Below are 15,290 nucleotides of genomic sequence, written 5' to 3'. Positions count from 1 at the left end.
CTGTTTTTCTGTATAAAGGGGGAAATGTTTGGGATGACCCCTAAGCAAATAAGTTAATCAGATTCTTCTTAAAATAGGTAGCGTTTTCTTTTACACTTTGAATAGGGTTTTGCGCGAAATTCCCTCCTTGCTCAATGTAGTAGTATTCCATTCCGGAGAGGGTAGCATCTGGGAGAATTTTGGTGTAATCAATTGATCCATTCCCCATTTCGGTATAGTCTCTCGAACCTTTATCCATGTCTTTGATATGCCACATGACAAATCTTCCTGGAGCTTTCATGAAAAGTTCCTGGGCAGTTAGTGGAGAGCTATGTGCGACCCAATACAGGTCGATCTGAAGTTTGACTAGCTCTGGATCTGTATTTTGCAAAATGATGTCATAGCCTATTTCACCGTTATGGTCAATAAACTCAAAATCATGATTATGATAGGCAAAGCCAAGTCCGGCTTTGTTCACTCTTTCTCCAATCAAATTCAGCTTATCAGCTAAGATCTTGAATTTTTCAATGGAGCGGGACTCTGGATCTAGCCATGGCCAGGTAATATACTTTTGATTTAGCGCATGAGCTCCTTCTATGCTTTGATCTGTATATTTCATTAAGTCCTCGGATGACCCGTTGAAATACTTGATAAAATCGTAGTGACCAGAGGTGCTTACCAGAGAATTATCTTCCAAAACCTTCTTGAAATCAGTAGCCGGCATTCCATAGAATTTCTGATTTTCTCCATCATAACCATATGTTTCGGTGTCCTGATAGCCAAATCCAGCAATTGTTTTTAAAGCTAGTTTTGGATCTTCTGCCATGGGAGCTCTGATCGTAAAAAGTTGCAGCCCCATTTTGTAATCTTTAGCCTTAGGGGAATTGAATCCAGCTAGTCCAAAACTTGCTGCAGATATGGCAAGTCCGGTTTGCTTTATGAAATCACGGCGGTTAATCATTGAATGAGAATATTAGGTTTATTGGTGAAAAACTAAGTAGGAAGATAGGCTATTTTGCTTGCTCAAAATAGTTATGAAAAAACAGCAATTGGTATTGTACTGCATCAGCCCAATATTCCCAGGTATGGCCCCCGGGACCTGTCGTAAAGGTATGGGGGATATTATTATAGGCTAGTTTTTCGTGGAGCTTCACATTGACATCGTAGAAGAAATCTTCTGTACCACAGCTGATGATTATTTTTAATTTGTTTGGAATCAGACGATTGCTTTGGTACATCACAGAATATTCTTCCCAGCGCTCAGGGTTTTCTGCTTTGGTCCCTAAGTATTTTTTCATTTCCCAGTTTTCTGGAAATGGACCAATATCTACTCCTCCGCTTAAGCTTCCAGCTGTTCCATAAGTGTCTTGATGACGAAAAGAAAGGTAAAGTGCACCATGACCTCCCATACTTAAACCCGTGATTGCCCGTCCTTCACGACTTGGGATGGTGCTATACTTTTGGTCAATAAACTCCACTAATTCCTCGCTCACGTAAGTCTCATATTTTGAGTCTTCCACTTCTGGACTGTCCCAGTACCAGCTTCCAAAATTACCATCGGGTGTTACGATAATCAGATCGTATAAATCTGCAAGGCTTTCTATTTGAGGGACTTTTTCGATCCAATTCTTATAGTTTCCTGAATAGCCATGAAGCAGGTAGACCACTGGATAATCCTTGGATGCGTGGTAATTTTTTGGCGTGATCACTACAGCGTTGATTTCTTTTTGCATGGAAGCACTGTAAGTCGCGACGGTGTCTACACTTGCCAGCGTATGAAATGAGACTATGAAGAAACCGAGGAAGCCTAATAGAAAAGAGTACTTGGATTTCATTACTACGGTTATTTTAGGTTATAAGTAAGGTAAATATGGTGAGGATTCTAAAGAGTTGTACACTCAAATCTCAAGAGCTTAATTTTTCCTTAGCAAGAGCAAAATGTGTCATAAGAACTAAGAAGGAAAGTAACTATTTTAAGTTGAAATAGTAACAAATCTGTATTTAAGTCCTATTTCTGTTTAATCGGTATCAGGGGGATGTAGTAATTAACTGATTAATATTCAGCATTATATATTTTAATTAGGACTTTGGCCCAATTTTCAATTACCGATCGTATAAGTATATAGCCATTTATAACCGATAAGTGAATTTGATATAATCCGCTTGGTAAAATTCAAGTTAAAGCCCCACCTTTTTAAAAAATTTTAACAAACCACATCAAAATGACGAAAATTATACTCAAAGATTGGGTTTTTCGATCGAAGATCTTAGTAATTATTATTGGCTTAATTTCATTCTCGGCCAATTCTGAGACTTTAACCGAATTATCTGTATCAGAAGCAAACAGCTTTGACATGAATAAGAAGCTAAATTCCGGTGAGGCAGTGGTGACCATCACAGGTAAAATAGTAGATGCAGAGGGGTATCCTCTTCCTGGAGCCACTGTCACCGTTCAGGGCACCACGAGAGGAACTGTGACTGATGGAGATGGGAATTATACCATTTCAGCTGATGAAGGAGCTACTTTACAATTCTCTTTTATCGGATATGCCACTCAAACTGTAGTGATAGGCAATTCAAATGTGATAAATATCACTATGACTGAAGATGCGCAATCATTATCTGAAGTAGTAATTGTGGGATACGGTACACAAAAAGCAACTAACCTGACTGGTGCTATTGACGTGGTAGATGGAAAAATGATAGAAAGCCGGCCTTCACCTTCTGTATCACAGTTGCTTCAGGGTACTTCCCCTGGTCTTACTTTCAGTGTGGGAAATAACGGTTTTCAGCCAGGTGCTAACTTGGGCGTTCAAATTCGTGGGATGGGATCCCTGAATGGTGGTGGCCAACCTTATATAGTAATTGATGGTATTCCAGGTGATATGAACCGCCTAAATCCGGATGATATCGAGTCAATTTCTATTTTGAAAGATGCTGCAGCTTCAGCAATATATGGAGCCAGAGCACCTTACGGTGTAATTGTAATCACTACTAAATCTGGTAAAAACCAAGACTTGCGGGTAAGTTACTCAGGAAATGTCTCCGTGGCTACTCCTCAAAACCTTCCAAGTATGGTTAACTCGTTGACATTTGCAAAGGCTATTAATGAAGCTGGGGTAGCAGGAGCTGGTGGTAGATTTTTCAGAGATGAGATTGTTGACAATATCATTGCCTACCAGGCTGGAGATTACGAATTTCTCAGAAGCCGTCCCAATTTCCCACAGGATGCGACTTATTTTGAAACTACTCCGAATCTAAACAACCAGAATCAATGGGGGTTCAATCAATTTGGAAATTCAAATAGAGACTGGTTTGATGAGTACTATGGTACTGGATTTATTCAAAAGCATGACTTGACTCTATCTGGAGGAAACGACAAAACAGCTTATTATTTCTCCGCTGGCCTATTTGGTCAGAACGGGGTGCTGAATTATGGTACAGATACCTTTGACCGCTACAATGTCATGGGTAAAATCACTACGTCAATCACTAAAAACTGGGACTTCACCTATCAGCCTCGATTTTCAAAGCAAATACGTGAGTTACCAAACATGGATCGTCAAGGTTCTTATGATCTGATATTCCACCAGATTGCTCGTACAATGCCTACTAACGCACTTTACGATGGCTATGGAAATATCATGATCCAATCCAAAATTCCTTGGGTAAATGATGCGGGGACGGATAGAACTGAAACTACTGAAAATTGGCAAAATTTCTCTTCTGATTTTAGACCAATCGAAGGATTAACTGTTCATGGTGATTTTGCATTTAGAAATGTGGATCAATTCTATCAAAGTAAAGAATTGACCGTATATGATCATCTGGTCGACCAAACTGTAATTCCTAGCGGTAATACCGTACCAAGTAATTACCGTGCGACACACTATTCCAATATTTATTGGACTACAAACATCTTTACATCCTACGAATTTAAAGCTGGAGAAAAAAACAATTTTAAGGTTTTGGCTGGTACTCAGTTTGAAAGAACTAAACTTAGAAACCTATCTGGATACAGAACAAACATCCTAGTGCAGGATGTACCGTCATTGAATACTTCTGATGGAGAAATCCAGATGACGGAAGGCTTACTCACCTACAGTACGCAAGGTTACTTTGGCAGATTCAACTACAACTTTGATGAAAAGTACCTTTTTGAAGCCAATGCAAGGTATGATGGAACATCTAGATTTAAGGAGGGAAACAAATGGGGTTTTTTCCCATCATTCTCAGTAGGCTGGAATTTGGATAAAGAGAATTTTTGGGAGTCTATTCAGCCAGTAGTGAACAAATTCAAAGTACGTGGATCCTGGGGTGAGCTAGGAAATCAGAATGTTGATCCTTACCTGGATCTGTTACTTATCCCTCTTTCCGGTAATGCAGTCAACTGGATTTTTGAACAAGGTGGAAGTAGACCTATTGGATTTGCAGGTACTCCTTCACTAGTAAGTAATAGTCTTACTTGGGAGACAGCAAGAACGCTGGATATAGGAGCAGACATGTCCTTTTTGGATAATCGTTTGAAAGTTGTCTTTGATTATTTTGAAAGAACTACCTACGATATGATTGGGCCAGTTCAGCCTGCGCCTGGAGTATTAGGTTCTGCGGTGCCGCAAACCAACAATGCTACTCTGAGAGCCAGAGGGTGGGAATCTTCTATCAACTATGGTCATACCACTAACAGCGGCTTCACTTATAATGTAGGTTTCAATATTTACGATAGTAAAGCAGTAGTTACTAAATATTCAAATCCAGAAGGAGTGTTGTCCACCTGGTATGAGGGACGTGAACAAGGCGAGATCTGGGGATATTCTGCAGATGGTCTTTACCAGACGCAAGAAGAAATTGACACCTATACTTCTCAAGTTGATCTTTCAGACCTGACAGGATTAGCATGGAATACAGGTGATGTAAAGTATCTTGATACCAATGGAGATGGTAAAGTGGATAACGGATCCAATACGCTAGATGATTCAGGAGATCTTCACATAATAGGAAACAGTACACCACACTTCCAATATGGCTTGAACCTTAGCGCTGCTTACAAAGGTTTTGACTTTTCATTGTTGGTGAGAGGAGTAGCTCGGCGAGATCTTTGGTTTGGGTCAGGAGAAAATATGTTCTGGGGCTTTAGAACAGGCAATCAATCGACTCTTACAGATTACCATTTAGATTACTTCAGAGATCAAGTCGGTGATACGTATACAGGTCTTGTAGAAGGGGAAGCCAACTTCAATACCGATGCCTATTTCCCTCGTCCATATATCAATAACGGTCAGAATGATAAGAATAGAATTACGAGTACCAGATACCTTCAAAGTGGTGCTTATATGAGGATTCAAAATGTGCAACTGGGATATTCCTTCCCTAGGCCATTGTTGGATAAAATGAAGATTAGTAACCTTCGAGTTTATTTCTCAGGAGAAAACCTATTCACTTTCTCAAGCTTACCAGACGGAATAGATCCAGTAGCCGTAGGCGGAAGTTACGGTGTGGGTAAAACATATGGTGCAGACCGGATTTTTTCATTCGGGTTGAAAATCACCAATTAATAAAACCACAATAGACATGAAAAAACTACAATATATACTATCCTTTTCTTTACTACTCTTTATCACTATGGCATGTGATGAGTTTATAGAAAATCCTCCTGAAGATCAGATCTCAGTCAATGAGTACTTCAGAACTAGCAATGATATTGAGAATTACGTAAAAAAATATTACGATATTTTCCCACGTCATGGAAGCGCAAATCAGCCTCTATCGGAGAATAACTCTGACAACCTAATCGTGGCTACTCCGAACGCGGTGATAAATGGTACTCGAGCTCCTCGAAACGGACAATGGACCAACGAGTGGTCAAACGTTAGAAGTATTAACATCCTATTTGATAACCTTGAAAATGTGCAAGATGATATCAGCTCCTATGGCCAATTCTTAGGAGAGGCACATTTCTTCAGAGCTTGGTTCTATTACGAATTGTACAAAGACTATGGAGATCTGCCCATCTACGATCATCAGCTATTTCCTGGCGATGAGGCACTACTTGACCCTCGTGCGCCTCGAACTGAGGTAGCGGATTTTATTATTTCTGAGTTAGACAATGCTTTCCAATACCTTGGCACTAGACAACAAGTCGGAAATTCAAGACTTAATAAAGAAACTGCACTAGCATTCAAAGCTCAAGTGGCACTCTATGAAGGAACCTGGCAGAAGTATCACGCCGGTACTGCATTTGGTACGGATGGAGCAGATCCGGATAAGTATTTCCTAGAAGTAATTTCGGCATCCGAAGAGCTAATGAGCGGGGGCTATACCGTTGGCTTATTGAATACTGGCCAGCCGGAAGTTGATTATTACACACTTTTTGGATTGGATAATATGTCCAACGTCGATGAAGTGTTGTTTTACAGAATTGCTAGTACAGCTGAGCAACTCGGACATGAATTGCAGTTTTATACTACGCGCAGAACGCGCGATATGTCACTCACCTGGTCGTTGATTAGTTCCTATCTAGGAAAAGATGGCAAGCCATACGACTACATGGACCTTGCGGAGTCAGCTAAAGGAAATGCGTTTCTAACCCAAATAGTCAAAGATGTCGATCCTAGATTACACGCTACAGTCTGGGCTCCAGGAGACCTTAGAGTGGGGAGTTCTAATCAGCTATTTAGTAAGCCATTTCTAGATGGTGGATCTGAGGAGCTTGCTGCTACAGGCTTTCAGGTGAAAAAATTCTCTAATCCATATTCTTCTGGAGCAGGTGCAGATTTCGGTGGATACAGTCAAACTGGTAGGATTTACTTTAGATATGCGGAAGTACTTTTGAATTATGCAGAAGCTAAATATGAATTGAATCAAGAAATAGCATTGACTGAGTTGAATATGATTAGAAGTCGCGCAGGAATGCCTGATTTTGAAGTGATTCCTCAATCAGAATATGGTTCGAGCTTACTAGATTATGGATACGCAATAGATGATGCACTTTATGCGATCAGAAATGAACGTAGAGTAGAACTTGCGCTGGAAGGTCAGCGAGTAGATGACTATAGAAGATGGGCAGCACATGGATTATTCAAAGGTCAGCGACCTCTAGGATACCCATTTGAGCAGTCGGAATTCCCGACGCTCAGCGTGAAAGTCAATGAGGATGGTTTAGTGGATTACTTTCAAACCGAAATGCCAAATGGATACGGTTTCAAAGAAAATAGAGATTATCTCATTTCCATTCCAACCGATGAGCTCACACTTAATCCAAATCTAACTCAAAATCCAAATTGGTAATTTGACTAAAGGAGAAGCATTTCGCTTCTCCTTTTTTATTTTTAAGCTTATGAAAATACTCATATGATGAAATTAATTCTACTCCATGTTCCGATCCTTCTTCTATTTTCAACAGTAACTAAAACTGAAGCTCAAACTAAGCAGCCAAATATCATCCTGATCATGGCTGATGACTTGGGTTTTGAAACATTGGGAATTAATGGATCTGATGATTATTCCACGCCCAATCTGGATAGGCTGGCAGCAGAAGGAATGAACTTCACGCAGACCTATTCCATGCCGCTATGTACTCCATCCCGAGTGCAAATCATGACAGGCAAATACAATTTCAGAAATTACATAGGCTTTGGATTGCTGGATCCTAACGAACTTACATTCGCTGATTATTTGAAAGAAGCTGGATATAAAACCTTCATTGCTGGCAAATGGCAGCTTTATGGAAATGAAAATCAGCAAGAGTTGGCAGGCGGAAAAATAGGGTCGCTTCCTGAAGAAGCCGGATTTGACGAGTATTTTTTGTGGCAAATCAAAGAGCTTGGCAGCAGATACAAAGATCCTCTGATTAGCTCAAATTCAGGCACCCAAACCTATACGGGTAAGTATGGACCGGATCTTTTTACCGAGCAGGTTAACCTTTTCATGGAGAAAAATAAGGAAGAGCCATTCTTCATCTATTATCCGATGGCCATCACTCATGACCCATTTGTACCAACTCCATCAAATCCAGATTTTGAAGACTTTGATTCCAAATCCAAAATCAATGACCCGATTTACTTCGGAGAAATGGTGAACTACATGGACAAGTTGGTTGGTTCAATCGTAGCGAAAACCGAAGAGCTCGGCATCCGAGAAAATACTTTGATACTCTTCGTGGGAGATAATGGTACAGATAGAAAAGTGACCAGCTCTCAACTTGGGACTTCCATCAAAGGAGACAAAGGTTATACTACTACTGCTGGCACGCATGTTCCTTTTATTGCAAACTGGAAAGGGAAAATCAAGCCGGAAAGCATAAATGACAACCTGATAGACTTCTCTGACTTTTTGCCTACACTTTTGGAAACAGTCAATTACCAGAACTCATCTGCTATTCAATCTGATGGATTGAGCTTTTATTCCCAGCTTTTGGGAGATAACACTAAGAAACGGGATTGGATTTATTGCTATTATGCTCCAAACTGGGGGAAATTTGAAAATGCTATTTACGTTCAAAACGCCGATTGGAAGCTCTATGCAGACGGTAGAATATACTCACTTCAAGAAGATCCACTTGAGCAAAGTATCCTTGAGAAATCGAGTCTGTCAAAAAAAGCGAGAAAGAAGGTCTCATCATTCGAGCGAGTAATAAAGGGATATGAAAAAATGAAATAGCCAAGGAATTGCGGGCTTCAAAGAAATTCAGTTCGCCTTTTATAAAGTAATTGTTCTGCAAATCTGGAATCAGATTGTTTCCCTAGAACCTAAATTTTAAATTAGTCTGGACTTTAGCCTTTTAGGAGGCTTTCCTTTTCTAGATTTTATTCGATCTCACCTGATGAAGAAATTACTTGCTTTTACTGTCTTATTCTTAGCGTTTTATGCTTCGGTTGAAGCACAAACTAAGGATAAAGAGCCCAATATTATCCTGATTTTCATTGACGATATGGGCTGGGCAGATTTGTCTTCCTTTGGAAATACGGATGCCCAAACTCCGAATATTGATAAGATGGCCAGTGAGGGAATTTCTTTCGAGCAGTTTTACGTCAATTCTCCAATTTGTTCACCTTCACGGGTGGCAATTTCTACTGGCACCTATCCGCAGCGCTGGAATATTACCTCTTATCTGGATCATGAAAAGAACAATAACGCTAGAGGAATGGCGAATTGGCTGGATCCTTCAGCACCTATGCTGGCAAGAAATCTTCAGTTAGCGGGCTATTCTACCGGCCATTTTGGCAAATGGCATATGGGTGGACAGCGGGACGTCACTGATGCTCCGCCGATCACTGATTATGGATTTGATAAGTCTTTAACAAATTTCGAAGGAATGGGACCAAAGCTCCTTCCCATGACCAAAGACGAGACAGGAAAAGTAGGGAAGATCTGGCAAGATGCTGAGATTTTGGGTGAGGGGTATACTTGGGTGCAGCGTTCTGAGATCACCACGGGATTTGTGGATGCTGCATTGGACTTTATTGAAGAAGCGAGTGGAGAAGGAAAGCCATTCTATGTGAATATATGGCCAGACGACGTTCATAGCCCATTTTGGCCACCATTTGAAGAGTATGGATTGGCAAAGGAAGCTGGCAAAAGAGCGTTGTATTTGGCGGTATTGGAGGCGATGGATCAGCAAATGGGAAAGCTTTTTGAGTACATTCAGGCTAATGAGGAGTTAAAGGAAAATACCTTGATCCTTCTTTGCTCTGACAATGGCCCGGAATTAGGAGCTGGAAAAGCAGGCAACTTGAAAGGCTATAAAACTCATCTTTACGAAGGAGGAATTCGCTCTTCGCTAATAGTGTGGGGACCTGGATTTATCGATAAAAGTGCGGTAGGTAGCCGAAATAAGGAATCCGTATTTTCTGCCATTGATTTTACACCTTCACTTTTGGCTTTTACCAAAAGTCCGAAAACTAGCCTCTCGGATGGGGAAAATGTCATTAAAACTATCCTTGGAAAGTCTAAGGATTCCCGTCAGGCACCTATTTTCTATAGCCGTCCTCCTGATCGAAAGAACTATTATGGAATCGAAAATCTTCCGGATCTCGCTGTACGAGATGGAAAATGGAAACTGCTTTGCGACTACGACGGCAGGCGACCAGAACTCTACGACATGGTAAAAGATCCAGGAGAAACAACAAACCTAGCTGACGCAAATTCGGATATTACAAAAAGACTAGTCCGTGAAGTCACTTCTTGGTATGCAACCATGCCTCAGCTGTAGGTGAAAAAATTTAATTAAGCTTAATGAAATACTCATGAAATCTATTCCTTCATTCCCATCGATCATCTGTTTATTTTCAGCAATCATATTTTTTTCATGCCAGGAAAAAACAGAAAATGCACCTACACTCAATGAGCAATTACAGTCTCAGCTAGACTCTATTCAGGGTGATGTCGCTGTAGCTTTTTACAATTTGTCAGATCCTTCCGACAGTTTACTTATCAATGCCAGTGAGGAATTCCACGCTGCCAGCACGATGAAAGTACCCGTTATGATTGAGCTTTTCAAACAGCAGCATGTGGGTAAAATCGATTTGAATGATTCGATTTTGCTTAAGAATGAATTCAGAAGTATTGTGGACAGTAGTTTGTATAGTATGGATATCGGAGTAGATAGTGATGATGTGATTTATAGTAAGATCGGAACGACCGTCACTCTCACAGATTTGATGTATTCCATGATCACCGTAAGCAGTAATTTGGCCACTAATGTTCTTATAGAATTGGTAGGAGCAAAAAATGTAACTGCCACGATGCGCGACTTGGGAGCGGATAAAATCGAGGTGCTAAGAGGAGTGGAGGATACTAAAGCTTACGAGTTAGGATTGAGTAATTCCACTACTGCGAATGATTTGATGCAGATCATGAAAGCAATCGCTCAACATACTGCTGGGACTAAGGAGGATTGTGAAAAGATGATTGCAATCATGAAGGATCAGAAATTCAACGAAATCATTCCTTTTTACTTACCGAAAACAGTGAGCGTTGCTCATAAAACAGGATCAATAACTGGTGTTCATCATGATGCCGGAATTGTCTATTTACCTGATGGAAGATCGTATGTGCTTGTACTACTTTCGAAGAATTTACAAGATTTTGATACCGGAACTGAGCAGTTGGCGGGGATGTCTAAAACTGTATTTGAATATGTGGTTAAGAAAGGAAATAATTAGCTTTGTCTGCACAAGTCAGGACTAGGCATACGATATCTCAGCTGTGCGCTTTGTGCGTTCTTTGTGTCCTTTGCGGTTTAAAAAAAAACTAAAAAAGCCATCCCGATTTCTCAGGATGGCTTTCTACTTTTACTTCGTTCCAAACTTATAAATACAAGTTTGTTCATATTTTTCTCCCGGTTTCAAGATAGTTGACGGGAAATTCGGTTGATTCGGAGAATCAGGATAATGCTGGGTTTCCAAGCAGAATGCAGATCTCAGTTCATAGACTTTTCCTCCTTTTCCTGTGACAGATCCATCTAGGAAATTTCCGCTGTAGAATTGGATCGCTGGCTCAGTAGTCCAAACTTCCATTTCTATTCCTGTTTGAGGGGAAGATATCACTGCTGCCTCTGTCAATTCATTTCCAGTCTTGTCCAACACCCAGTTGTGGTCATATCCACCGCCAAATTTCAGTTGCTGATTTTCTTGGTTTATTCTTTCGCCAATTGTGGTTGGATCAGTAAAATCAAAAGGTGTTTCTTTCACGGATGCCACTTCACCAGTTGGAATTAGCACCTCATTCACCGGTGTGTATTCACTCGCATTCAGTTGAAGTGTATGATCCAACACAGTTCCATTTCCTGCTCCATTAAGGTTGAAAAAAGAGTGGTGAGTCAAATTCACAGGAGTGGCTTTATCAGTTTCCGCTTCATAAGTGACTTTGAATTCATTGTCATCTGTCAGTGTATAGATCATTTTCACTTTCAGTTCTCCCGGGAAGCCTTCTTCTCCATCTGGTGAAGTGTAGCTGAAGATCAATCCATTTTCTCCGGACTTTTCCACATCCCAAATGACATAATCCATTCCGCCTGGACCGCCGTGAAGCGTTTGTCCATTATTATTCTGAGGCAAAGTGTATTCTTCTCCGTCAAGCGTGAATTTTCCATTTGCAATTCTATTGCCGTAGCGACCAATCGCTGCACCGAAGTATTTCTCACCACTTGAAGTATACTCGTCTAGAGTTTCAAACCCTAGAACCACATCCACCAGATTTCCATCCTTATCAGGAACCCAAAGATTGGTAACCCGTGCACCAAAGTTGGTGACTTTCATTTTCATGCCATTGGCATTCTTGATCTCGTATGTTTCCACTTTTTTATTTTGAAAAGTTGTGCCGAAAACCTGCTCTTCCACAGTGTCCTCGACTTTAATTTCTTCTTTTGGTTTGCTATCGCAGCTGTAAAGTAAAATGCCAAGCGCGGTAGCGCCAAGAACTTTATTGAAATGATTCTTCATTTTGATCACTTTTTATATAAAGGTGAATGTATGCTTTTCATCTTAGAAACATCGAATTTGATGACCTTTCTATCGTATGTCATCAGTCCATTAGTCTCCACTTCCACATCGGTAGTCTGGGTATACACTGCTGCCGAAAGACCTGCTTCTATCAATTCCCCCAATCTAGTCATCAGCCCGGCATATCGATCGTAAAGCTCATCTTGATTTTTGAAACTCTGATAGCCCCAATTGTCTTTCTGCTGCCAAACGTGCCCATCCACTGGAAGTCCCAATCCACCAAACTCTCCAAGCACCAAGATATTATCTTTTCCATAAATCTCCGGTGCTGGCATTTTTGCATCTGGATAATTGTGCAAATCGATGATGTCTCCGGCTATCTTCGTTCCTTCCATTTCGAAGTTTCCACCACTTGCACTATTCACCAACCGTGAAGGATCATGGTTTTTTGTCCACTCAGAGATTTCTTTGGTTTTGAACTGACCCCAAGCTTCGTTGAAAGGTACCCAAACTACGATGGAAGGGAAATTATAGAAATCATCCATGATCTCTTTCCACTCCTCCTTGTAAATAGCCTCGGACTCTGGCGTTCTATCACGGTCTGTTCCGCTTCCCAACACGGCAAGCTTCATCTCCCAACCATTTCCCATGTCTCCGCTAGGCATGTCTTGCCACACCAGCATTCCCATTTTGTCACAGGCATGATACCAAGTTGCAGGCTCCACTTTCACGTGCTTTCTGATCATGTTGAAGCCCATATCCTGAGTCTTTTGAATGTCAAAAACCATTGCTTCATGACTTGGCGCTGTGTACAATCCGTCAGGAAACCAGCCTTGATCAAGCGGTCCATATTGGAATAAAAACTCACCATTCAGCATCATTCGCTGAATTCCGTTTTCATCGGGAGCCATGCTGATTTCTCTCAAAGCTGCATAGCTTCCAACTACATCAATTACTTTTTTCCCATCTACTAGTTCTACTTTCAAATCATAGAGAACTGGATTTCCAGGTGCCCAAAGCTGTGCATCTTTGATAGCTAACTTAGCCGTTTGGGTAGGAGATATGGTTTGCTCAGCGAGCATTGTTCCATCTTTCCAGGCAGATACTTTTACTTGCTGGCCAGCGGCTGCTCCTGAAATTTCCGGAGTTACCATTATCTGACTGCTTTTAATATCTGATGCATTTCTCAAGCCAGATATATAGGCTGCAGCTACAGTTTCTAACCATACAGTTTGCCAGATGCCAGTCACAGGAGTGTACCAGATCCCATGAGGATTATTGATCTGCTTACCACGTGGCTGAGGTCCGTCATCACTTGGATCCCATACGCGAACTTGCAAATTTTGAGTTTTACCGGATTTCAGATGCTCTGTGATATCGAAATCAAAAGGATCATATCCGCCCTTGTGAATTCCAATACTTTGGCCATTGACAAATACTTCCGTCTCCCAATCTGATGCGCCGAAGTGTAATAAAACCTTGTCTTTGCTTGATTTTTTTGGAGTGGTAAAGGTCGTGTTGTACCAAAGTTCATTGTCCTTTCCTACAGTTTTCCCAACTCCAGAAAGCGCTGATTCCACAGCGAATGGCACCAGGATTTCCCCGTCGAAACTTGTAGGAGCTGACTGACCTTTTGGTTTGATAGCATAGTCCCAAAGTCCGTTTAGATTCACCCAATTTTCACGGGTCATCTGTGGACGTGGGTATTCCTGATGGACATTTTCTGGGGTGACCTCAGATGCCCACTCAGTCATTATTTTTCCTTCTACAGGCTTGTATTGGCTAGTTTGTGCTGTCGCAATTTGCTGGGCAAAGAGCAGGCAAGCGCTAATTATTAATTTGTGTTTCATAGGATAATAGGTTTATTGATCTAGGGGATTTAAAGAGTGAAATGCATTGTTTTTATGAAGAGACACATCAATGCTAGGTCTTCTTTAATTTTTTAATTTCCTTATCAAAGTCAGAAATGATTTTTTGGGTTTTATTAAAGTCCTCGTATTCGCTTATTGCCTTTTTGTCTGCCTTAAGTTTAGAGATATGACCTTTACCAGTTAGGACTTTGTATTCATTGAAATTTAGAAATTTGTTTACGCTTTCTGCCAAGCCAGCCATTGTAAATATGTTTTCTCTTTCTATCAATCCTTCTATGTAATCAAAGTATCCTGTCACTGTTCTTTCCAATTGTCTAATTTCCTTTTCTTGAAGGTAGTTTTTAGCAATAATAACATCAGATTTTAGTACTCTTCCGTCAGGGCTATTTTTCCAGGTGGTGAGTCCCATTTTTTCTTTCTTCGAATCGGCAGAAAGATGAATGATTTCAGCCGCGGTTTTACCTGTAATAGCAAAGTGAAACTTATTCTGCACCATGGCATAGAATTCCTTGGTAATTTCCGATTTAGGATCATAGTCAATGCTACATTCGGCAAAAATATCTGTCACCTGTTGGTAGATTCTACGTTCGCTGGCACGTATGGAACGAATCCTCTGTAGTAATTCCTTGAAGTAGTCCTTACCAAAGCTGTTCGTTCCTTGTTTTAGGCGCTCATCATCCATCACAAAACCTTTGATGATGTACTCTTTCAAAGTCTGTGTGGCCCAGATTCTAAATTGGGTAGCTTTAGAAGAATTTACTCGGTAACCTACCGAGATAATAGCGTCTAGGTTATAGAAGTTGGTTTTGTAATTTTTCCCATCCGCAGCAGTTGTTTCCAAAATGGAAATAACTGAATTCTCTTGAAGTTCACCTTCTTCAAAAATGTTGCTTAGGTGCTTGCTTATCGCAGGTACATTTACACCAAACAACTCACTCATAGCCTTTTGGGTTAACCAAAGACTCTCATCCTTCAGAAAAACTTGTACCCGAACCTCACC

Annotated in this window: 10 protein-coding genes; 5 read left to right on the top strand and 5 right to left on the bottom strand. The window is 40.7% G+C overall.

Annotated features, from left to right (window positions below):
• Nucleotides 1-40 precede the first annotated feature (40 nt).
• Nucleotides 41-940: a sugar phosphate isomerase/epimerase gene (locus AACZ87_RS11775; RefSeq protein ID WP_339867375.1), complete on the bottom strand. Its 900-nt coding sequence runs from the start codon at nt 938-940 to the stop codon at nt 41-43.
• 49 nt (nt 941-989) lie between these two features.
• Nucleotides 990-1,814 carry an alpha/beta hydrolase family protein gene (locus AACZ87_RS11770; protein WP_339867374.1) on the bottom strand — a complete coding sequence of 275 codons (825 nt, stop codon included), beginning with the start codon at nt 1,812-1,814 and terminating at the stop codon, nt 990-992.
• Between the two features lie 387 nt (nt 1,815-2,201).
• On the opposite strand from AACZ87_RS11770, the gene AACZ87_RS11765 reads away from it, so the two are divergent.
• The 5 genes from AACZ87_RS11765 (at nt 2,202) to AACZ87_RS11745 (ending at nt 11,141) form a co-directional block, all read left to right on the top strand.
• The gene (locus AACZ87_RS11765) at nt 2,202-5,534 is read left to right on the top strand and encodes a TonB-dependent receptor (protein WP_339867372.1); all 3,333 of its coding nucleotides are present in this window, start codon (nt 2,202-2,204) and stop codon (nt 5,532-5,534) included.
• Nucleotides 5,535-5,550: 16 nt separating this feature from the next.
• Nucleotides 5,551-7,266: a RagB/SusD family nutrient uptake outer membrane protein gene (locus AACZ87_RS11760; protein ID WP_339867371.1), complete on the top strand. Its 1,716-nt coding sequence runs from the start codon at nt 5,551-5,553 to the stop codon at nt 7,264-7,266.
• Between the two features lie 63 nt (nt 7,267-7,329).
• Entirely contained in the window at nt 7,330-8,637 is a 1,308-nt protein-coding gene (locus tag AACZ87_RS11755) for a sulfatase-like hydrolase/transferase (protein WP_339867370.1), read from the top strand.
• A 163-nt stretch (nt 8,638-8,800) separates the two neighbouring features.
• On the top strand, nt 8,801-10,189 hold the full coding sequence (locus AACZ87_RS11750) for a sulfatase-like hydrolase/transferase (RefSeq protein ID WP_339867369.1): 1,389 nt from the start codon (nt 8,801-8,803) through the stop codon (nt 10,187-10,189).
• 34 nt (nt 10,190-10,223) lie between these two features.
• Nucleotides 10,224-11,141, top strand: coding sequence for a serine hydrolase (locus AACZ87_RS11745; RefSeq protein ID WP_339867368.1), 918 nt, complete (start codon nt 10,224-10,226; stop codon nt 11,139-11,141).
• A 129-nt stretch (nt 11,142-11,270) separates the two neighbouring features.
• On the opposite strand, the gene AACZ87_RS11740 is transcribed toward AACZ87_RS11745, so the two are convergent.
• The 3 genes from AACZ87_RS11740 to AACZ87_RS11730 all read right to left on the bottom strand — a co-directional run bounded on the left by AACZ87_RS11740 (nt 11,271) and on the right by AACZ87_RS11730 (nt 15,230).
• Nucleotides 11,271-12,419, bottom strand: a complete 1,149-nt coding sequence (locus tag AACZ87_RS11740) for an aldose epimerase family protein (protein ID WP_339867367.1) — start codon at nt 12,417-12,419, stop codon at nt 11,271-11,273.
• 5 nt (nt 12,420-12,424) lie between these two features.
• Nucleotides 12,425-14,269 (bottom strand): sugar-binding domain-containing protein, encoded by a 1,845-nt coding sequence (locus AACZ87_RS11735; RefSeq protein ID WP_339867365.1) that lies wholly within the window; start codon nt 14,267-14,269, stop codon nt 12,425-12,427.
• A 73-nt stretch (nt 14,270-14,342) separates the two neighbouring features.
• Complete coding sequence (locus tag AACZ87_RS11730; protein WP_339867364.1) at nt 14,343-15,230, bottom strand: virulence RhuM family protein; 888 nt, start codon at nt 15,228-15,230, stop codon at nt 14,343-14,345.
• Nucleotides 15,231-15,290: the final 60 nt, after the last annotated feature.

The organism is uncultured Algoriphagus sp., assembly GCF_963974365.1.
GTDB lineage: Bacteria > Bacteroidota > Bacteroidia > Cytophagales > Cyclobacteriaceae > Algoriphagus.
Note: the sequence above shows the minus strand (reverse complement) of the source record. Positions and strands in the feature narration are given on the sequence as shown.

Bases quoted from the DNA above. Each gene is read 5' to 3' on its own strand.
- AACZ87_RS11775 (WP_339867375.1), bottom strand. From the start codon at position 940: ATGATTAACCGCCGTGATTTCATAAAGCAAACCGGACTTGCCATATCT.
- AACZ87_RS11770 (WP_339867374.1), bottom strand. From the start codon at position 1,814: ATGAAATCCAAGTACTCTTTTCTATTAGGCTTCCTCGGTTTCTTCATA.
- AACZ87_RS11765 (WP_339867372.1), top strand. From the start codon at position 2,202: ATGACGAAAATTATACTCAAAGATTGGGTTTTTCGATCGAAGATCTTA.
- AACZ87_RS11760 (WP_339867371.1), top strand. From the start codon at position 5,551: ATGAAAAAACTACAATATATACTATCCTTTTCTTTACTACTCTTTATC.
- AACZ87_RS11755 (WP_339867370.1), top strand. From the start codon at position 7,330: ATGATGAAATTAATTCTACTCCATGTTCCGATCCTTCTTCTATTTTCA.
- AACZ87_RS11750 (WP_339867369.1), top strand. From the start codon at position 8,801: ATGAAGAAATTACTTGCTTTTACTGTCTTATTCTTAGCGTTTTATGCT.
- AACZ87_RS11745 (WP_339867368.1), top strand. From the start codon at position 10,224: ATGAAATCTATTCCTTCATTCCCATCGATCATCTGTTTATTTTCAGCA.
- AACZ87_RS11740 (WP_339867367.1), bottom strand. From the start codon at position 12,419: ATGAAGAATCATTTCAATAAAGTTCTTGGCGCTACCGCGCTTGGCATT.
- AACZ87_RS11735 (WP_339867365.1), bottom strand. From the start codon at position 14,269: ATGAAACACAAATTAATAATTAGCGCTTGCCTGCTCTTTGCCCAGCAA.
- AACZ87_RS11730 (WP_339867364.1), bottom strand. From the start codon at position 15,230: ATGAGTGAGTTGTTTGGTGTAAATGTACCTGCGATAAGCAAGCACCTA.